The sequence below is a fragment of the Jiangella alba genome (assembly GCF_900106035.1).
GTDB lineage: Bacteria > Actinomycetota > Actinomycetes > Jiangellales > Jiangellaceae > Jiangella > Jiangella alba.
This window is the reverse complement of sequence record NZ_FNUC01000003.1, coordinates 1,064,716-1,084,816: the sequence shown is the minus strand read 5'-3', so window position 1 is coordinate 1,084,816 and position 20,101 is coordinate 1,064,716. Positions and strand designations below refer to the sequence as shown.

At 67.6% G+C, this 20,101-nt stretch carries 12 protein-coding genes; 7 read left to right on the top strand and 5 right to left on the bottom strand.

Annotated features, from left to right (window positions below):
• Window positions 1-61: 61 nt before the first annotated feature.
• The 4 genes from BLV02_RS07605 to BLV02_RS07595 all read left to right on the top strand — a co-directional run bounded on the left by BLV02_RS07605 (window position 62) and on the right by BLV02_RS07595 (window position 4,566).
• On the top strand, window positions 62-2,155 hold the full coding sequence (locus BLV02_RS07605; protein ID WP_216094177.1) for an alpha-galactosidase: 2,094 nt from the start codon (window positions 62-64) through the stop codon (window positions 2,153-2,155).
• A gap of 142 nt (window positions 2,156-2,297) precedes the next feature.
• Window positions 2,298-2,621 (top strand): hypothetical protein, encoded by a 324-nt coding sequence (locus tag BLV02_RS35525; RefSeq protein ID WP_141711537.1) that lies wholly within the window; start codon window positions 2,298-2,300, stop codon window positions 2,619-2,621.
• A complete protein-coding gene (locus tag BLV02_RS07600; RefSeq protein WP_069111061.1) occupies window positions 2,618-3,301 on the top strand; it encodes a hypothetical protein in 684 nt (227 codons plus the stop codon). The genes BLV02_RS35525 and BLV02_RS07600 overlap by 4 nt, the downstream gene beginning before the upstream one ends.
• Window positions 3,298-4,566, top strand: coding sequence for a PrsW family intramembrane metalloprotease (locus BLV02_RS07595; RefSeq protein ID WP_069111062.1), 1,269 nt, complete (start codon window positions 3,298-3,300; stop codon window positions 4,564-4,566). The genes BLV02_RS07600 and BLV02_RS07595 overlap by 4 nt, the downstream gene beginning before the upstream one ends.
• An 18-nt stretch (window positions 4,567-4,584) precedes the next feature.
• On the opposite strand, the gene BLV02_RS07590 is transcribed toward BLV02_RS07595, so the two are convergent.
• From BLV02_RS07590 to BLV02_RS07575, 4 genes are all read right to left on the bottom strand, one after another.
• Window positions 4,585-4,827: an amidohydrolase family protein gene (locus BLV02_RS07590; protein ID WP_069111063.1), complete on the bottom strand. Its 243-nt coding sequence runs from the start codon at window positions 4,825-4,827 to the stop codon at window positions 4,585-4,587.
• 536 nt (window positions 4,828-5,363) lie between these two features.
• Window positions 5,364-7,439, bottom strand: coding sequence for a KAP family NTPase (locus tag BLV02_RS07585; protein ID WP_069111064.1), 2,076 nt, complete (start codon window positions 7,437-7,439; stop codon window positions 5,364-5,366).
• Between the two features lie 288 nt (window positions 7,440-7,727).
• A complete protein-coding gene (locus tag BLV02_RS07580; protein ID WP_171906722.1) occupies window positions 7,728-10,943 on the bottom strand; it encodes an alpha-N-acetylglucosaminidase TIM-barrel domain-containing protein in 3,216 nt (1,071 codons plus the stop codon).
• A gap of 729 nt (window positions 10,944-11,672) precedes the next feature.
• A complete protein-coding gene (locus BLV02_RS07575; RefSeq protein WP_141711538.1) occupies window positions 11,673-13,640 on the bottom strand; it encodes a PQQ-binding-like beta-propeller repeat protein in 1,968 nt (655 codons plus the stop codon).
• A gap of 783 nt (window positions 13,641-14,423) precedes the next feature.
• Here BLV02_RS07575 and BLV02_RS07570 point away from each other — a divergent pair.
• Window positions 14,424-15,692, top strand: coding sequence for an ROK family protein (locus BLV02_RS07570; RefSeq protein ID WP_216094178.1), 1,269 nt, complete (start codon window positions 14,424-14,426; stop codon window positions 15,690-15,692).
• A gap of 36 nt (window positions 15,693-15,728) precedes the next feature.
• Here BLV02_RS07570 and BLV02_RS07565 read toward each other — a convergent pair whose 3' ends face one another.
• Complete coding sequence (locus tag BLV02_RS07565) at window positions 15,729-16,748, bottom strand: LacI family DNA-binding transcriptional regulator (RefSeq protein ID WP_069111067.1); 1,020 nt, start codon at window positions 16,746-16,748, stop codon at window positions 15,729-15,731.
• A 552-nt stretch (window positions 16,749-17,300) separates the two neighbouring features.
• Here BLV02_RS07565 and BLV02_RS07560 point away from each other — a divergent pair.
• On the top strand, window positions 17,301-18,806 hold the full coding sequence (locus tag BLV02_RS07560; RefSeq protein ID WP_216094179.1) for an alpha-L-fucosidase: 1,506 nt from the start codon (window positions 17,301-17,303) through the stop codon (window positions 18,804-18,806).
• A 93-nt stretch (window positions 18,807-18,899) separates the two neighbouring features.
• Window positions 18,900-20,078: an ABC transporter substrate-binding protein gene (locus BLV02_RS07555; protein WP_141711539.1), complete on the top strand. Its 1,179-nt coding sequence runs from the start codon at window positions 18,900-18,902 to the stop codon at window positions 20,076-20,078.
• Window positions 20,079-20,101: the final 23 nt, after the last annotated feature.

Here is a 20,101-nt window from a genome sequence, read left to right as displayed (position 1 = left end):
GGCGCCACACCTGCACCCGTCGGCGATCACCGGCCTGGCGGGACGCGAACGCACCCGTCTCGTGCTGAACACCCATGAGGATGGGCGACTCCCCCACCTTGCGTGGCTCGGCACGGCCGCCGACGGGGTCCCGGCCGAGGACGTCGTCGCGCTGGCCGCTCCGAACGAGACCCCGCTGACGTCGTGGGACGCCTGGCTGGTCGAGGGTGCCCCAAGCATCTGCCCGACCCAGGCCGACGGGCACCTCGGACGGCCGGCGCTGCTCGGCTTCCGAGTGGGTCAGCCGGGCGGCGCGACACCCAGCTTCACGGACACGATCGTCGACACCGACGAGCGGGCCGTCGTGGTCCGGGCTCGCGACGTCATGGCCGGGTTGGAGCTCGGCTACGTCGTCGAGGCGCTCCCGGGCGGCTCGTTGCGCATCCGCACCAGCCTGACCAACCTGGGCCGGAGCGACTACGTCCTGGACAGCCTCGACGTGGTGGTGCCGCTCCCTGTCGACGCGCGGGAAGCGCTCGATCTGACCGGCCGATGGGCGAAGGAGAAGCAACCACAGCGCCACCGGATCGCCGACGGACTCTGGGTGCGCGAGCACCGACGCGGCATGCGCGCGCTCGACACCACCCCCGTGCTGGCCGCGGGGAGCGCCGGTTTCGGTTTCCGCGACGGCCGCGTGATCGGCATCCACCTGGCCTGGAGCGGCAACCACCGGTACGCGCTGGAGCGGGTCAGCAGCGGCACCACGCTGCTACGCGCCGGCGAGCTGCTCGCCCCGGGCGAAGTCTGCCTGGTGCCTGGGGACAGCTACGAGACACCCTGGGTCCACGTCGCCGCCAGCACGCAGGGCCTCGACGGCCTGGCGGCCGCGTTCCACGACCATGTGCGGTCCCAGCCGTCCCGGCCTGCGCGACAGCTGGTCACCTACAACGCCTGGGAGGCCGTGTATCTCGATCACGATCCGTCCGTGCTGGGCGACCTCGCCCGCAGCGCCGCTGCGGTGGGTGCGGAGCGTTTCGTGCTCGACGACGGCTGGTTCAAGGGCCGCAACTCACTCCAGCGGGGCGTCGGCGACTGGACTCCGGACCCCGTGGCGTGGCCGGACGGGCTTCGCCCACTCGCCGACCAGGTACACGCGCTCGGCATGGAGTTCGGGCTCTGGTGGGAACCGGAGGCCATCAACCTCGATTCGGACCTCTACCGGGCGCACCCCGAGTGGGCTCTGGTGGCCGCCGGTCGCATACCGCCGGTCGAGCGCGCCACGCTAGTGCTCGATCTGTCACGCGACGACGTCCGTGACCACCTGACGAAATCCTTCGCCGAGATCGTGGCCCAGTGCCCGGTCGACTTCGTCAAATGGGACCTTAACCGCGACCTCGTCGACGCCGCCCTCGACGGCGGCCTCGGGTCGGCGGCGGGGCGGGCACAGACGCTGGGGTTCTACCGTCTCCTCGACGAGCTGATCGACCGGTTCCCGGGCATCTCGTGGGAGAGCTGCGCGTCCGGCGGTGGTCGCAGCGACCTCGCCGTGCTCGAGCGCGTCCAGAGCGTGTGGACCTCCGACAACACCGACCCGGTATCGCGCCAGACGATCCAGCAGTGGAGTGCCCAGCTGGTACCACTCGAATACCTCGCGTCCCACGTCGCGCCGAGCCCGTCCCACCAGACCGGACGCGCCAGCTCCCTCGAACTGCGTGCGGCCACCGCCTTCATGGGCGCCTTCGGCATCCAGCTGAACCTCAACGAGGCCAGCGACGAGGAACGCGCACAGCTGACGGCGTGGACGAGCCTGTACAAGCGGCACCGCAGCCTGCTGCACTCCGGACGGTTGATCCGGCTCGATCTCGGTCCCGGTGTCACCGTGTCTGGCGTCGTGGCCCAGGACGGATCCCAGGCCATCCTGAGTTACGCGCAGCTCGAGGACCTCGCGCACGTCCCGCCGCGACTGCAGGTGCCAGGACTGCTGCCCGAATCCGCCTATGTCGCCACGCGGCTCCTGCCGCCCGGTCTCGCGACCGAGGTCGACTGGGACATCGACGGCTTCGCCGCGACCGGCGCCGGGTTCGCGGCTGTCGGCCTACCGGGACCCGCCCGTCGGCCGCTGAGCGCGGCCCTCGTTCACCTGCGCGAGCGATCCGGCGACACCACCCGAGAGTAGAGGTCCGGCGCCTCGCGACTGACCCCATTGCGGAAACGGACGCTTTGTGGCCTTGTCGGCTTTGCCGGGCGGGTCGAGGCGGCACCATGGGGTACGGGTGGAGTGCGGCGCACGTGGGCCGGGGTGACGAGAGGGAGTGATCTTGGCGATCACCGCATCGCGGCTCGTGCAGGGTGCGACGGAGGCACGACGCCCGACCCGCTGGTGGCTCGGCTGGATCGTCGTGTTCGCCGTCGCGCACCTCGATTTCCGTCCCCTGGCGCTGGCCGAACATCGCGCTCATGGGCAGCTTCTTCAGCTTTCTGGCGCTGGCGCAGGGTTCGTTGTGGCTGGCCGGGTCGAGGGACTGGCTGACCGGCGGCGGCTTCGGCATCGAAGGTGGGGCGACGGCCGCCCTCGTGCTGGCGATCGCGGCCGGCACACGACTGATCGGCACACACCGTTCGAGGCACTGGAGGCGGCATGACCGAGAACGCACCAGCCGAGACAGAGGCACTGCCGGCAGCAGGACGCTGGCTCCCATCGGACTGGGTGCCGGTCGAACGGCGCTGGTTCGGCTTCGACCGCCGCACGCTCCGCCCGACGCTGATCGTGGCGGCGGTGGCGCTGGCGATGAACCTCATCGTCCCGGCGATCGACGACGCGATCCCCACAGACGACCCGATCAGGGCCGGGGACGAGGTGGTCCTGCGCGACGAGGTGAGCTTCGCCCCGGCGGCGGGCTGGAACCTGGACGAGGGCGTCCGCCGTGATGAGGTTCCGAGCGCCGGGAACCCGCCCGCGCGGGCCGTGGTGACCTCCGGCGACACGTCCTTCGAGGTCATCACTGGAACCTTCGACGGCGACGCCCGGCAGCTGCTGGCCCAGATCAAGGACACCACCGACGCCCTGAACGACTCGGCCGGGCTCCACGTGACCGGCGACCCGGTGACCATCACCACCGAGGACGGCGTGCGTGGGCTGCTCTCGCGCTTCAACGGCACCGCGTCGGAGGGTGTTCTCGCGGCCTTCGTGGTCGACGACGTCGGCGTCGAGATCGTCGCGACCAGTCCACCGACCGCCGGCCGTCCCGGCGAACAGGACACCATCCAGCAGGTGGCCGCCATGATCACCAGCCTCACCTTCGGCGACGGGAGCGACTCATGACCGGCATTCCTGTCCCGCCCGGGCCCGTGGCGCCCAGCGGTCCCGACCTCGCCGATCTGGACGCCGCTCGCGTCCGCGCCATCGACGACACGGGCTGGGGCGCGGGCGTCCGCGTGTTCCAGCCCCGCAACCTGGCTCTGTGGCTGTGGGCCGCGCTGGTCGTCTGGGGTGCGGTGCTCCAGGTCCAACGCTGGACGGCCTCCGCCGGCTACTACGCGCCGGCACTCAGCCTGGCGCTGGTGGCCTTCGCCCTGTACGGGGCGGTGTTCTGGTGGTTCACACAGCACATCGACCGCTACGCCGCCCAGCCGGTCACCTTCCGGCTGATGGCCTTCCTGTGGGGAGCGCTCGCCGCCACCTGGGTGTTCTCCGCCCCTGCCAACGACGCGATCCGCAGTCTGCTCGCCAAAGCGTTCGGGACGACGTTCGCCCTCGAGTGGGGCCCGGGCATCGTGGCCCCGATCGACGAGGAATGGTCCAAGGGACTGGGGCTGCTGCTCCTCATCGCCATCGCGCCCCATCTCGTCCGCACCGCGTTCGACGGATTCATTCTCGGCGCCTTCATCGGGCTGGGCTTCCAGATTCTCGAGGACATCGCGTATGTGCTCGACTCCGCTCCCACTCAGTTCGGCGCCAACCAGATCGGCGCCTCGATGCAGACCTTCGTCGTGCGCATGGCCAGTGGCATCGGCTCCCACATCCTGTTCAGCGCCATCTTCTGCACCGGACTGGTCCTAGCCATCGGACGCCCCCAGCAGCCACGCCGCCTCGGCACCGGCATCGGCCTGATCGCGTTGGCGATGGCTCTGCACGGCATCTGGGACGCTCAGGGCCCGCTGCTGCACGCCGCGCTCGGCGACAGCGACCTGCTGCCGTTCGCACAGCTCGCGCTGATGGTCCTGCTGCCGCTGATCGGCATCGCCATCGTCATCCGCGTCTTCCACCTCGCCGTCGCCGGAGAGCGCGAGTTCGTCCGTCCCCTGCTGGCCCCCGAGCTCGCGCGCGGCGTCGTCACCGCAGCTGAGGTCGACGCCGCCGCCGGCGACCGCAAGGCCCGCAAGAAGTACCGGGCCCACGGACGTGGCCTCGGCCACGGACGACGCAACCGGCACGTGCTCGAAGCCGTCTTCGACCTCGCCGACGAACTCGGCCGCGCCCGCGGCGCGGACACCGCACGCGTCCACTTCGCCCGCGCCGAGGTCGCCCGGCTCCGCCGCCGCACCGACGAGCCACACGACGATGGCGGTCCCGACCCACGCCCGTGAAGCTTCCCTCCCGGTGTCCTAGCGGACGTGCGCCCGGGCGACCCAGTGGACGATCGGGTGGGGTGCGGACAGGTCGGCCAGGACGAGGTCGGCGCGGCGGCCCGGGGTGAGCGGTCCGCGGTCGTGCAGCCCGACGGCGGCGGGCAGGGCGACGGTGCCCGCCCGCGCGCGTTGGACGGCGGCCGGCAGCAGCGCCGCCGGGAGGTAGTCCGACGCCAGGACGTCGATCAGCCCGGCCGCGGCCAGCTTTGCCGCCGACACGTTCCGGCGTGCGACCCGCAGCGTACGACGTTGGGCGCGCCGGCCACGATCGCCAGCCCGCTGGCCCTGGCAGTACCTCAGAGGCGCCCGCCACCCATGGCGATCGACATCCGACACCACCCCAGCTCGGCATCGTTGAATCAGCGCACCGCGCTCTTTCTGGAGGCAGCCTGGTGGCTCATCTTCTACCGCCGCGGTGATGCCCACAACCAACGATGCGAGGACCCCGCACCTGCTCGCACAGCGCCTGGCTACCACCAGCCGATCGAGTTCCCTCGTCGACTCTCCATCCAACAGCCGCTCACCTGAACGCCTTCTCGAAACCAGGTATCGATGGAGTCCGCCCTGCCAACAGCCCGCGGAGTCTCAGGCGTTCTCGACCGGACTGGGTCCATGAAGTGGTGAGGTGCCGAGGAGCGAGCCACGGTGCCGCCACAGGCCCGCGGCCGTGGCCTCAGGCCCGGACGAGCACATCGTTGCACTGAGTCGGCTGCCGGCGCTCGGCGGTACGTGGAGGCGCCGCGATGGAGAGCGCCTCAGTCGCTGGAGCCCCGCGTCGCGGGACCAGGCGCATGTGCGCGGCCACGGGCATAGGCGCGTCGGTTCGACCAGCTCAGGCCGTACACATCGACGTTCTGATCGCGCGGCTCCGTGTACAAAGAGTCCTCGGCTGGAGCGAAGCTGGCAAACAACTGCTGATCGAATCCGTCGAGCCTGCGGACTGGGTGGCGCGAGACGGATGCCATGATGTTCACACATCGCGCTGCGAGGTCCTCGGTGGTGAAGTCACCGCCAAGCCCGGCTCTGATAGCGATGTGAGACGTGTCCGAATCACCGAACTGCGCGAGAAAGGCGAGCTCCGCGCCGACTGGCTGGTTCGGGTCGGCGGAATCCCCGTTGCGGAGGTGTGTCAGAACGGCATCCTGCGCATCTGTGGCGAGCCGAGCACCCAGCCAACGGATCGGCTGAGGAGCATCTGTTCCTGTCGGTATCGACTGCCAGATGACGTGGTACCGCAGAAACGGCTCGGGGCAACACCGTAGTGCCGCGAGGAGATCGTCCGCCGGCGCACTACAAATACGGCGCAACATATTCCCAGCCCAGGCTAAGGCACGTTCCTGCCGACGCAGTAGCGAGTTGTGGCCACCTTCCAGGACCGGCAGCAGTCCCATGACGACGCCCAGCAGTTCGACAGAGGGTTCGATCGACGATCCGTCGCTATGCTCGTGCTCGGTGAAAGCACGCGCCTTCTTCAACGCGAGGTCACGACGACGATCCGATCCCTGGGTGAGCAAGGCGACGAGGTTCGCTGGGACTCCCAGCGACGCCTGATCCACCGCGTCGTGCATCGTCTGGTCTGCGATGTCGTCCTTCGGAATTTGATGCACGACGTACCGTGAGAAGTAGTCAGAGTTCGCTGCTCCGAGCCGCGACCGCGCTGCAGCTGAGTAGCGGCCGAGCCGCGGGAAGACCACCTCTAGCACTGACCGCGCATCTCGGCGTTGATCGTCGTCGTTGATGGCGCAGAAGAGCCTGTCCCATTTTGGCTCGTCGTCAGGTTTCTGCGACGTCGAGCCCCACACCGAGGGAGCTTCGGTCAACTCCCGCCGCCAGCGCGGCAATTCCAAGTACAGGTCGGGGAATTGCAGCCGCACAAGGGTCAGGCAGAAGAGGTCGACGACGTCGATCTCGCCTGGCTGATGCATGGACAGTGCCAGCTCGAACTGAGCCAGCAGACGCTCCAACGATCGCGGGGTCGTGAGCTGGGTTTCGTAGACGTCCTGCAGGCGCCCAAGCCGGCCATCGTTCTCGGCCAGACGCGCGCCGGCTGCTGCGAGAATGTCAGTGAGTCCCTCGTCCAGTCGGTCCAGAATTGCCTCCGGGAGCAGCGGCGGCACAGCCATCGGGTACTGCACGATCTTCTCCATGAAGAGTCGGGCGCGCTCTTGAGCCTCGGCTCCGACGTTCGCGTCCTGCAAGTTCGCGAACAAGGTCGCCTCGTCGTACGCCAGTAGGTAGGTCACTCCAGGGAACCGCCCAAGCAGCCGGATCACCTTGAGCAACGCGACCAACTCGTCGCGATGCAACCGGTCGATATCGTCGACGATCACCAAAATGGGGGTATTCAGCCGTCGAAATTGGTTCGAAGCCTCGGCGAACGCTTCCGTCCAAGGCTGCCGGGCATCAAGGGTCGCGCTGGTCATCTGGAGGTACTCCGCCACGGCCGACCCTGCAACAGGGATGATCTTGGTTGCGGGTGCCACCGCTCGCGCACACGATGCCAGCAATCCCTTGGCCTTCTCGGAAGGGTCCGGCGGCAGAGCCGCCCCCAGAGTCGCGTAGAACTCTTCGAACAGCCCACCGGGGTCCGATGTCGCCCAGGGCGCGAAGCGAGCGATCTTCCAGCCCGGCGATACGGAGCCGAGGTGCTCGCAAGTCATCTCGATGAGAGAGGTCTTACCGCTCCCCCAGGGACCCGTCAATGCACACACGACGCTGGATTCCCACGAGTGGGTCTCGTCGATGAGCAGGGCCAGCCTCTCCGCGGTGTGGCGGCGGTCGAGGGTGTCGTCTTCGATGCGCCTGATCGGATCGTCATGCCACGTCTGCATGCCCTGAATGCTCCGCTCCAAACCTCCGAGCCGATGGCACGACGCGCCGATTTCTCACCTGTTCGCGGCGCCAGATCCCCGGAAGGTACTGCCGCGCCACGGTGGCGAAACTCCGGCTGCGGATCCGGTCGAATCACCATGTCGACTTCCTCACGTGCGACCAGCCTGGCGTGGTGAACGCCGTCGGCGGCGAGTACCTCGTCGAGGACCGCCGCCGACGGTTCGATCGCATCGGCTAATCGTCGATGGCCGTCGCGAACACGCGCATCCGCTTGTCGGTCGGCAACATCACGACGGCAAGCTCCTTCGTCGGGTCAAGAGAGCGAGGTCCTCCGTAGATCCACCGGCGTAGACGACGGTTCCGACGCCGTCGCCGGACGCAAGCCGGGATCCGAGGAACGCCAACCAGCCGACTCGGCCCTCAACTCTGATCGCCGCCTGTCCAGTGACGATGTCGGCTGCCTCGGCAGGTCGGAGTTCGCCGTCGAGGTTGCCACCGGACGGGTCGCCGTCAGAGGTGAGGCCGTTGCTGTTGTACGCCTCGGCCAAGGAGTCGTGGGCAGCGGCGCCCGCCACTGTTGCCGTATGTGCCACTTCGCCCACGTCGCGGCCGCTGCGGTAACGCACCGTCGCCGTCAACGGATAGACGGTGTCCAGCACTTCCACCTCGGCGATGTTCAACGGGGTCGTCTTCACGGTCTGCAGCCGCACATAGCGTCCCCTTCCTTGCACCGATACGCTCGTCGGCCGACCTGCAGCCTCCTCGAGGACGATTGTGCGCACGTCGGCGTCAGCGACGGTCTCCTCAACCGTCGTCGTGGTGAACGGCTCGTCGGAAATGAACAGATAGAGGCCGGCCACGCGGTCCTGGCAGCAGTCGGCCCGGTTCCACACCCGGATCTCGCCGATGTCGCTGACCTTGCCCAGGTCGACCTGCCACCACGGCTCCCGAGACCCGTCCTCGGCGGTATGCGAGAAGTTGCTCGGATCCCCGTCCACGGCATTGCTGGCCGGGAACCTGCCGCCCCGGAATTCCGACGATTGTGTGGCCACCTGGCCGAGCGCAAGGTTGGTCGACGGTTTCACGTCGTCACCCGGGGTGATCGTCCACGCGGCAGTCAGCTCCTCGTGCGGCCGAGCAGCCGCCGGCAGCGGCTCGGTGGCCTCGGCCTTCCATCCGTCCGGGAGATCGATCGAGGCTTCGAGCCCGGTCAGCGGCCGGTTGCGCATGTTCGTCAGATCGATCTCGGCGCGCAACGGGACACCGGGAGTAGCCAGTGACGGCGACACCTCCAGCTGAACCTGCGCAGTGCCGAGAACGGCCTCGGCGACCCGCTGAGCAGCGGCTGCGGAGTCGCCCCTCGGCTCGATGGGCAGCGCTGTCGTCTCGCGCGCCCAGTCCTGCCCGCGCTGGCAGTAGTCGACGACTGGCGGCGCCTGGCCGGTACGCAGCTGCTCGGCCAGCCCCGCGAAGTACGCCTGCCACCGCGGCTTGTAGTAGTCCGAGAGTAGACCTGCCCAGTCACGGTTGGCGTAGTCGTTGTTGATCGGTCCACCGCTCCAGCACGATCCCCAGATCGACACGAGTGAACGAGCGTCGTACTCGAGCCGGTCGGCCTCGTCCTTGTCCGCACCCCAGCGACGGGCCTCGGCCAGCCAGGGCCCGAGCATGAACGCCTCATGCGTGGCCAACAGCTCGTCAGCCAAGTCCATCATGTCCAACCAGCGTCCTGTGAGCGCCTCGAACTCGTCGATGTCGTGACCTTCGAATGCCGTCTTGATCTGCGGCAGCAGCACTCTGGATTGGTTGACGACCACCTGTCGAGCCACATCGACCAGATCGTGGCGGAAAGTCTCGACCTTGCCCAGCCGGCGTTCGGCGCGAAGCAGGGACACCAGCGCCGGCTCCAACTCGTCCGGCCGGTACGGCAGGCTGCCGGGAGCGTTCTGCGACGCCTTGGTCGCGGTCAGGCTGGGCTCGGCATTGAACAGCGAGTCGGCACCGCCGGGGTGCCCGGCGCCTGAGTCGTAGGCTGCGGCATAGATGGTCCGCCAGGCATCGATGGCGTCATCGTCGGCCACACCATAACGGGCGGTGACGAACCGGTTCAGCCACTGGTCGAGATCGATCGGCTCGGACTCCCAGATGGCGCTGGTCATCAGCTCCCACACCACCGGATTCGTGTCGACGCCTTCGCTCATGATCGTGGTGCCCACGAGGCTGCCGGTCCCCTGACGCTCGAGCAGTGTCGGGACGTTCGATGCGATGCTCGGCAGGTTTCCGTAGAGACCGGTCCGGCCGCCGAAGTTGGGAAGGATGCCCCAGACCCACGGCGCGCCCCAGAATGCCTGGCTGCCCGACCACCGCCCCCCGGTGAGGTCCTGGACCAGCACGTGCTCCGGCGCGATCCCCTCGATGACGTCGCGGCGCGGGTTACCACCCCACGCCTGGATCACCCAGACGTAGTCCTCGTCGTGCTGTTCGAGAGCGGCGACGATGCCCTGGGCAGCCTCAGTGAGGTCGACACCGCCCGACTGGCCGCCCTCGTGCAGCAGGTCGATCGCCTGATCGGGCACCGAGCCGAACCGGTCACGCTGACTCGCGTAGAACACCGCGGCGACATCCTGGTAGAGCTCGGTCGTCGTGTCCAGCCATTCCGGGCGCATGAAGCCGTACCACTCGCCCTGCGGTACCACTCGGGCGCCGGGATTGCGCTCGGCGAACCCGTCCGGGACGCTGCCGGAGAAGCCGGGCAGCACTGGGGTGATCCCCAATTCGCGCATCCGGTCGACAATTCTCCGCCCCAGCTCGGCCCTCTGCTCGATCAGCCCTTCGGACATGCCGCCGGCGAAGCTGTGCATGTTGCTCATGAACTGCCAAGGCTGGTGCGCCGGCGGTGAGATCCAGGCTCGCGCCTCCTCGGCGCTGTAGCCGAATCGCTGCCACGTGTCGTACCAAACCGCTTCCTGACCGATCGTCACCAGCGCGTGGTTGACGCCACTCAGCGCCAGCAGATCGATCTCACGTTCCCATTCTTCCCAATCCCAGAACGGGTACGTGTAACCAGCGACAGTGAAGTTGTAGGCGTCACGGATCTGGTAAGCCGTGCTCTTGCGGATCGGCTCTGCTGGCGCAGGCAACCGGACCGGGATGTTGTCGCCCATCCGGCTGATCTGGCCATGCGCGATGTTCTCGAGGTAGTAGTCGAACGCACTGAGGATCGCGACGTTGTCGGAGCCGGCCAGGACGATCCGGTTGTTCCTTGCCTCGATGGTGAATGAGCCGCCTTCGTCCGTCGGTGGTTCGAGTTCGAGGACGAATCGGTGCGCGATCCGCGGGGCCAACCTGTCCAGTGCCGCCCGAGCTGCCTCCGTTCCCCTCCCGTCGTCCGGCCCAGTATCCGGTTCGGCAGAGATCTGGGTGTCCGTACGTGCCGCTTGCCCGCTGGCCGTCGAGTGCGCCGGGGCCACGACGGTCGCCAACAGCAGCGTGCCGACGGACACGAACACCTTGAGTCGCCTATGCGCCACACTTCCTCCTCAAACATCGGATAAATATGGTCCACCCGCCGCCAAGGGCCGCTGATCCAGGTGGTTTTGGCTCCGAAAGATAGGATGTCATCGCGCATTGAGGCAAGGGTGGCACGGACGAGTCACCGCTTGGCAGACCGCCTCCACGCCAACCGCCACCGCCTCGCCCCTCCATGTGGCGGGTGTCATCGACCACCTCGGGCAGGGAGCCGACGAGTTCGGGAGGGCGGCGCCCATCGGGTAGACGGCGCCGACGCGACTCCACTTCGGTCACGGTGCATCTCGGTCCGGGGCCGATGCCGCCGGCAGGATGGACCACGACTTGCGCCGCGGCGTCAGCCCGAAGGGAAGCCGTTCGGGCCGGCCGCGCCCTCTGGGACCGTCAACGTGGTCTTGGCCGACGATGGCGCTATCGCCGCACTTCCAGAAGCCAGCGATCACGGCGAACTGGTCGTGAACCGGAACGCCGGCGACCTCGTACCAACGGACCCAGCCTCGCCAGTCTCGACAGCTCCGCCGCGGTGTAGCCCGGCCTCGTGGAGCGGCTCTGGACCAGCATGGTTTCGCGGTGCTTGCCACCGTTCGCCCTCGTTGTGGGCCTCCGCGGCACTCCTCGACGCCCGGTTCGCCTGCCTCACCGAGGTGCCCTCGCCCACCTCAGCATCACCACACGCTAGAACCACGCCATCGATGGTTCGAGGACTAGCGCCTCGGCCGGCGGGAGGCCGGACCAAGATCGACCTGGATCAGGTTCCGATCCCGCAGCGTGTAGAACCGTCCACGCTCGTCGAGCCCGACTCGCGGCCATCCGTACCAGCCCCCATCGAGCTCGTCGACCATGACAGTGGGGGCGAAAGTCGCCGGATCGAATCGGAAGAGCGAGGTGTCGGACACCCCATAGACGGCGTCGCGATTGGTGATCAGGGTGGCCTCTCCTGGCGAGATGCCGGAGACATCTGCACGGTGAACGATCGCACGACTGGGAATGTCGATCACGAAGAATCCGCCACCGCGCGAAATCCCGTACAGGTGCCGACCCCGTACCGCGAGCTCACCGATGCCATTCGGTTGGCCTGTCTCCATTCGCCATAGCTCCACGCCGGCGACGGGATCGAACGCCACAACGGTCGCCTGGGGGGAATCTGACTGGGTGTTCTCGCCGCCGAGGTAGGCGATGCCCTCATGGCAGATGACCGCTCGAGTCCGCTCCGCCATGGAGATGGGATTCTCGAAGACGTCGATCAGCTCGGTGTCGCGATGGTAGACGCAGAGTGACCCGCCGCCGAGCTGGTCGGATTGCACACCGATCAATATGAGGTCGTTCTGTGTGTCGACGGCGATCCGCAGGGAGCGGTTCTGCAACACCGGCAGGGCAGCGACGAGCCACGGCGGCTCGTCGGTCCGCGAATCGTAGCCCCAGAGGCCGCCGCCGCCGTACTGGGCGAGCCAGACGATGCCGTCGTAGAAGATGGCGCTCTTGGTCTCGCCGGGTGTGTCGAAGTTGACGACCTCCCCGGTACTCAGGTCGTGGCGCGTGAGCATCCCGCCGGAGCAGGCGTAGGCATAGCCCCCGCCGGCGGCGATTCCCATGACCAGCTGCGGGCTCGGCCTCACCCCCGTGTCGACGAACCGGAACTCATCGACCGTCCGCGCCGCAAGGTCGATGATGTACGCCTGACCCGTCCTGCCGACACCCACGAGCTTGTCGCCCCACGCCGAGTAGCTGAGTGAGCCGCCGCCGGAGCGCACTGGGAACCCCGCCAGTCGACCGGTGACGAGATCGTACGAACCGCCGCGAAAGTACACGCTGTCGCCCACGCGGCAGAATTCCCGAGTCTCGATGCCGGGGAACGACAGCATCTCGTACGACGACGGGTTGGCCGCGTCGATCAGGACCAGCGGGCTCGGGGCGGCGAATGCGGTGACGCCGACGAAGAGCTTGCCGTCGATGACGTTGAGGTCCCGCACGCCCGAGCCGACCTCGAGCACCTCCGGCGGCGTGATGTCCGTGGTCTGCCCGGTTACCCGGTCGATGGCGAACAGCCGAGCCTGCGCCCTGTTGCCCTCCAGGTTGACAACACCGCCGCAGAAGATCGTCGTGCCGCTCGAGGCGACGGCCTCGAGCCGGGCGATGTTCGCCGGCATCGACCCGATCTTCGTCGTCTGCCGGGTCACCGGATCCCACTGGTAAGCCGTTCTGGGTGTCCATCGGCCAGCGAAGTAGACCACGCCGTCCGGGGCGACCGAGATCCCCTGGATGTTCTCCTGGGTGAGCGAGATGTCTTCGGCACGCTTCTCGGGATCGGTCACGTCGATGCGATAGAGGTTGCCCGTTGTGACACCGCCCTGGTGGTCGCCACCGGCGTATACGTATCGGCCGGTCGGGTCGACAGCGATGTCTCCGATCGCGTTCATGTATCCCAGGTGGATCTCCGAGACAGCGGTCTTGGTCGCGAGGTCGACACCGAACACCCTGGTCGGCTCCAGATTGCGGGAACCGACGTAGAGCACGCCGTCGGCAGCGACCACGCCGCGGGTGTGGTAAAGGGCCGTGGCCGCGGGACCCAGGTCAGTGACGGTCAGCCCCCGCCTGAGGGTGGATGGTGACGGTGCAGCAGCGGCACCCGGTGCGTCGAGACCGATGGCGGCGAGACCGGCGATGCCGGCCATCTGAAGGGCCTGGCGGCGAGTGCAGCCGGCGGGGGCGAAAGGGGAAGGTCTCATCTGCGCGCTCTCTTCGTCGAGACGGTCGGAGACAGGGGCATGCTATGACCGAGGGTGATATTTAGTCAATGACCGAACTTGAATAAATCCTGGTCAGCGAGGCGTCGAGCCCGTGGCGTGACTAGGAGGCCGCTCACGACGCCGGTTGTCGCACCGGCGATCATGCGAAACGGCGAGCGGTGCGCCCAGCAGCCACTGCGGGCATGAGGGCGATTATGAACAGCGGACGTTCACGCAAGCCGAGTGTCGCCGCGGACCACGAGCCCCTGCGCATGGGCCAGAACGGGGCTCGCCCACTGTGAGGCGCTACGACGGTTTCATCCTGCTCAGCCGAGTGCGTCGACTCGATCGAGCACCCGGCCCACATCGTCGTCCATCGGTCCCACCGAACCCTGCAATTCTGCGACCTCTTCACGGGCAGATGCGTGGGCATCACGGCCCCGCCGGTGCGGCTCACGGCGGCCACCTGCAGATTGAACGGCCGACCGATCGCACAGGCCGCTCGAGCACTTCTACGGTGCATCTCGCGACCGTGTCGAGGGCGCCTCCCGCGCGTCCGGCCCAACACGGGACGCGTCGCGCCTCGGCAATCGGGCCAGCAGCCTCGGCTCGTGGAGCACGCCGACGAGCCCGGCGCGGTACCCGGTCGCGGGTGAGCGATGCGACGTTCTCCGACATGATGAGCAGACTCGGACGTCACCCCGGTTTGGTCGGTGACCAAACACTAGAATGGACGTTGCCCACGCCAACGCCGCGCGAGGTGGACTCGAAGAATGGGGTCTCGATGTCGACATGCGCAATCAGGGGCAGGCTATGAAGCTCCGCGCCGGCAGCAAGGCCCTGATTCGCGAGATCAATGTGGCGCTGGTGCTCGACGTCGTACGCGCACAGGAACCCGTCGCGCGCGCGGTGATTGCCGCCGCTACCGGACTCAGCCCGGCCACAGTGACCGGCATCACCCACCAACTCCTGCAATCAGGTCTGCTCACGGAGACCACCGAGGCCGACGTCAGGCGGGGGACGGGCGGACGCCCGGCGCGTCTGCTCCGCCTCGGCCGCAACGCCGTGTTCGCCGCCGGGGTTCGACTCGCGGCATCCGAAGCGGTAGTCGTGCTGGTCGACCTCGGTGGCGATGTTGTGGACACGCACCGCGAGACTCTCGATTCGACGGATCCGGCGAGGGCGACCGCCGCCATCGCGCGCGGCGTCGTGAAAGTCGCGGCGAGCCGACCCATGGCCGAACTCCTCGGGGTTGGCGTGGCGGTTACGGGAATCGTCGATCATTCCGGCGTCGTGCGCCACAGCGGGTCGCTCGGTTGGGAGGACGTGCCGCTTCGCCAGCTTCTGCGCGCCGGCCTCGACGCGCCCGTGGTGATCAGCAGCTACGTCGACTCGCTCGCTTCCGGCGAGCTGTTGTTCGACGCCCGACTCGAGGCGCGCGACGTCATCGTGTTCAGCGTCGGCGCAAGCCTGGGCGCATCCGTAGTCGTCCAAGGCCGTATTCACCGCGGCTTCGATGGCGCCGCCGGCGGGTTCGCGCACTGGCGCGCCAGTTCCGCCTCGGGCGACCGACGACCCTGCCACTGCGGTGCCGTGGACTGTATCGAGACCTGGTCGAGCGGTTGGGGGATCGAGCGCGAGTTCGAACGCCTTGGCATGACGGCAGCGACTGCGCCTGCCGAGGTGCGCCATGACGTATACGCTGCCGCAGCCGATCGGCTAGGGGTCGCCATGGCGAACGCCTGCAAGATGTTCGGACCGGAACGCGTGCTCGTCACGTTCACGTCCGAGGCCGACCGTGAGATGCTCGCCGAACACACTGAGCGGGTGTTCGCCGAAGAGTTCGCCCACGAGATTGCCCCTGCGCCCGCTTTCGACCTCACGAGCGCCGAGGACGCGGCCATCGGCCGGGGCGTCGCCTGTGTGGTGCTCGGCCAGATGTTCCGCGCCGATTTGTCACTCGACAGCGCGTTCGAGCCGCGGCAGGCAGCACGCTGAGTCGCTCGAACCCGCTGAGCGACCCGGTGCGAGCAGTCAGCCTGCGGGGAGCGACGGAGGAGGCCCGACCGAGCCACCGGGAACCAGCCGACCGCGAAGCACGACGATGCGCGGCGTGTGCGGACCAGCGTCGTTGACCTCGACACCGATGAGCCTCGCAGCCTCGTCGGCGATCTGCCGACTCGGCTGCTCGAAGACGTGCAACGTCGGAGTGGTGACGCTTGCAATTTGGGGCGCGTCGAAGGCGATGAGGGAGAAGTCGTCGGGCATGCGCAGACCGAGGAAATTCGCCTGCTGCACGGCGCCTACGGTGAGGAGGTCGTTCACGCAGATCACCGCGGTCGGGCGGGTGTGCTCGGCTTCCTGCAGGAGTTCGGCACATGCGGCCCGCCCGAACTCGACCGAGATCGGCCCCACACGGATCAGCCGGCCCTCCGGTTCGATCCCCCGTGTCCTCAGCGCCTCCTGGAACCCCAGCTTGCGTTCGCGCATGGTCCAGAACTCCGTCAGGCCACAGATGAGCGCGATACGGGAGTGTCCGGCGGCGACGAGTGCATCGACGGCAGTCTGCACCGCATGACGATTGTCGAGGACGACCGCGCTCGCTTGGATTCCGTCAATCGGCCGGTCGACGAGTACGACGGGCACACCTCGCGCTGCCGCCGCGATCAGTTCGGGCTCGTCCGCAGGCTCCGGCACGGCGATGATGCCGTCGACCACGCGCTCCAGCAGGAACTCCACGCCCGATGGCCGGGCTGACGTCGTACTGACGACGATGCCGAAGCCGGACTCCCCGAGGGTTGCCTCCGCACCTTGGATGATCGACAGGTGGAAGGTGGCGTCGAGACCCGGCAACAGGACGCCGATCGTCGACGTTCGACCGGAGCGCAGCGCTCGCGCCTGGAGGTTGATGCGGTAGCCGATCTCGTTCGCGGCGGCCTCGATCGCTTGGCGATTGCGTGCCAGAACGTTGCCACCGGCGTAGTACTTCGAGATCGTCGACAACGACAGCCCGGTGATGCGTTGCAGATCGAGGTAGGTCGGAGAGTTTGTCATCGGCGTGCCGTCGGTAGGCCTTCGGTTCGTAGGGATGGTTCGGGTCTCAGTTCAATGGTTACACGAAACGATACGCGAACCTCGTGCGGCATGCACGGCGAGCGGTCGCCAGTCGAGGGTTCGTGATGGGTGACGTCCGGCAGAGTGGTTGTACGGGCCCGGGTGAGGGGCGTCGCCGCCGAAGGCGACGGCGACCAGGTGCTCCCGCGTGCGCTTGCACGATTCCCGGCCGGACCACCACCGATGCCGCGGGGTCTGTCTCGGCCAGGACCTCCTGGTGAGGAGCATCTGACCTAGACCAGCCACGCACGCTCCTCGGCGGCCTGATGTGCGGATCTCAACCTGAGACGCCATCGGCATCTGCTTCTGCCGCCGCGCTAGCGCGCGGCCGCTACATACCGTCCCTGCCGGCGGACAGGGGGCAGGATCGTGAGATTCGCCAGATGCTTGCGCTGCTCCAGAGGTGGGCGTAACGTTTCGCTCTCCCTTCGTAGAGGAAAGGAAACCATGCACGAACAGACTCTGCCCGACCTCTCCTGGGTGCCGCCGCGAGTGGCCATCACCGACACCGCCGACGAACTCGCAAGGATCGACGAGGTCATCCGCCGCGGACCGTTCGACGACACGTGGGAGTCGCTTCGGGGCTTCGAGCCGCCCGAGTGGTTCACCCAGGCCAAGTTCGGCATCTTCGTACACTGGGGCGCCTACGCCGTCCCGGCGCACCGCACCGAGTGGTACGCGCGGCTCATGTACCGCGAGGGCAGCGCCGAGCACGCTCATCACCGCGAGACCTGGGGTGAGCTGACGGAGTTCGGCTACAAGGATTTCCTCCCGAAGCTCGACTTCGCGAACTTCGACGCCGACGCGATGGTCGCAACGTTCCGCCGAGCGGGTGCCCGGTTCGTGGTACCGGTCGCCGAGCATCACGACGGCTTCACCATGTACGACGAGCCGCGCACCCGGTGGAAGGCGCCACTCATCGGCCCGAAGCGCGACCCGTTCGGTGAGCTCGCCGATGCCTGCCGCAACCAGTCGCTGGTCGTCGGAGCGTCGTCACATCGCGCCGAGAACTGGTTCTTCTACAACAGCGGCCGAGGCACCGCCTCCGACTTGCAGGACCCACGCTGGTCGGATCTGTACGGCCCAGCCGCACGCCAAGAGGTGCATCCCGATCCTGAGTTCCTCGAAGACTGGCTCATCCGCACCACCCACATCATCGACCAGTACCGGCCGCAGCTGCTCTGGTTCGACTGGTGGATCGAATCGCCGGGGTTCGAGCCCTACCTGCGTAAGATCGCGGCCTACTACTACAACCGGGCCGCCGAGTGGGGCCGTGGTGTCGTCCTGCACTACAAGTACGACGCGTTCCCAGCGGGCACGGCGGTTTTCGACGTCGAGCGGGGCGGCTCGTCAGGAATCCGCAGCCGGCCATGGCAGAACGACACCTCGGTGTCGCGGAACGCGTGGGGCTACATCGACGGCCACGACTACAAGCAGCCTCGTGAGCTGCTGAGCGATCTCGTCGACGTGGTCTCCAAGAACGGATGCCTCCTGCTGAACGTCGGCCCGAAGGCTGACGGCACGCTGCCCGAAGAAGAGGTGCGATTGCTCGAACAGGTCGGCGCCTGGCTCGCAAGGAACGGCGAGGGCATCTACGGCACATCGCCGTGGACCGTCTACGGCGAAGGCCCCGGTTCCTCCCTCAGCGGATCGTTCACCGACGGCACCCCCTTCGAGCTCGGTACCGAGGACCTGCGCTTCACCTACCGCACGAACACCGATGTCGACTACCTGTACGTGCTTTCGGTGCAAGCGGCCGGTCACGACGTCGCGGTGCGGACCCTGAGCGCCGACACCAAGTTGCTCGAAGACCACATCGAGACAGTGCAGCTCCTCGGCACGATGGAGCACCTCGAGCACACGCGCGACCGCGACGCGCTTCGCGTGCGCCTGCCGCAGCACGTCGACCCTGGCGACGGCTTCGGCCTGCGCATCACCCTGACCAAGCCGCCTCGCCCTCAGCGCCGCGACTATCTGCACAACGCCACCACCCCCTGAATCGGTGCGCCCGCAACACCGAGCCCCGCACAACGAAAGGAGTGTTCGTTGAGGAACTCAAAGGTCCTTGCCGCGGCCATTGCCGGAGCATCCGTGCTGGCCGTGAACGCTTGTGGCAGCGGAGACGCCAGCACTGGCGACTCCGACGAATCCCTTACCTGGTCGATGTGGATCGGCTCGACGCAAGACCAACAGGCATGGCAGGGGGTCGCTGATCGCGTCACCGCGGAGAAGCCTGGGGTCACGATCAATCTGCAGGGCGCCCCGTGGAGCGACTACTGGACCAAGCTCGGCACGCAGCTCAGCTCCTCGAACGCGCCGTGCATCGTGTCGGTCCAGGGGCCGCGCCTCCCCCAGTTCGCCTCCGAGCTGCTCCCGCTCGATGAGCTCATCGAGGAATCCGACTTCGACACCAGTGGATTCGCGGACGTCGCGCTCGCCAGCATGAAGTACGACGGCGAGATCTACGCCCTTCCCTACGACACGGGCCCTGCAGTGCTCTTCACGAACGCTGACGCGTTCGCAGCGGCCGGAGTGACGCCTGAGCCGGGGTGGAGCGTCGACGACTTCGAGTCGGCCGCTGAGAAGTTGGGGCCGAGCATGCCGATCTGGGCGGCTGCCGTCGGCGACGGATTGATGAGCATTTCGTTGGCCGCAGACGGCGCAGAGGTGCTCACGTCAGACGGCACGATCGACCCGCAGGCCGACGGGTTCAGCGACACGCTCTCGTGGCTCGCCGGGTTGCATGAGAAGGGCTACTCGTCGAGCGCGCAGGCCAACGACAACTCGCGCGATGTGTTCCTCACGGGCAAGGCGGCGACGTTCATGGGCGGCCCGTGGGATGCATTGGACATCACCTCGAAGGCCGATTTCACGGTCGGCATGGTCACGCTGCCCGAAGGTGACAACGCGGCGCCGGTGTTCGCGACTGGTTCCGGATTCGGTATCTCGCAGAAGTGCGCCTCCCCCGAGGCCGCATTCGACGCGATCACTGTCATGACCGGTGAGGAGGCGTTGCGGTCACTCGCTGAAGATGGGCGCGCTTACCCCAGCCGAACGGCAGTGCAGTCCGCGTGGTACGAGGCGGCGGAGTCGACGCAGGGTGCAAAGGAGGCGCTCGACTATGCGCTCGGGCACAGCCAGCCTCAGCCCGGCTCGCCCCACACCGAGAAGTTCTCGATGCTCCTTGATCAGTACATGCCGACGGTCATCAACGGCGATGCGAGTGTCGACCAAGCGATCGAAGAGATCAGCCGTCAGCTCGGCGATTGACTCGACGGGCGCGGTGCGCCGTC

What these genes read in the sequence shown, in the direction of transcription:
- BLV02_RS07600 (WP_069111061.1), top strand. Translation starts at nt 2,618, where the DNA reads ATGACCGAGAACGCACCAGCCGAGACAGAGGCACTGCCGGCAGCAGGA.
- BLV02_RS07595 (WP_069111062.1), top strand. Translation starts at nt 3,298, where the DNA reads ATGACCGGCATTCCTGTCCCGCCCGGGCCCGTGGCGCCCAGCGGTCCC.
- BLV02_RS07585 (WP_069111064.1), bottom strand. Translation starts at nt 7,439, where the DNA reads ATGCAGACGTGGCATGACGATCCGATCAGGCGCATCGAAGACGACACC.
- BLV02_RS07575 (WP_141711538.1), bottom strand. Translation starts at nt 13,640, where the DNA reads ATGGCCGGCATCGCCGGTCTCGCCGCCATCGGTCTCGACGCACCGGGT.
- BLV02_RS07570 (WP_216094178.1), top strand. Translation starts at nt 14,424, where the DNA reads ATGGACGTTGCCCACGCCAACGCCGCGCGAGGTGGACTCGAAGAATGG.
- BLV02_RS07565 (WP_069111067.1), bottom strand. Translation starts at nt 16,748, where the DNA reads ATGACAAACTCTCCGACCTACCTCGATCTGCAACGCATCACCGGGCTG.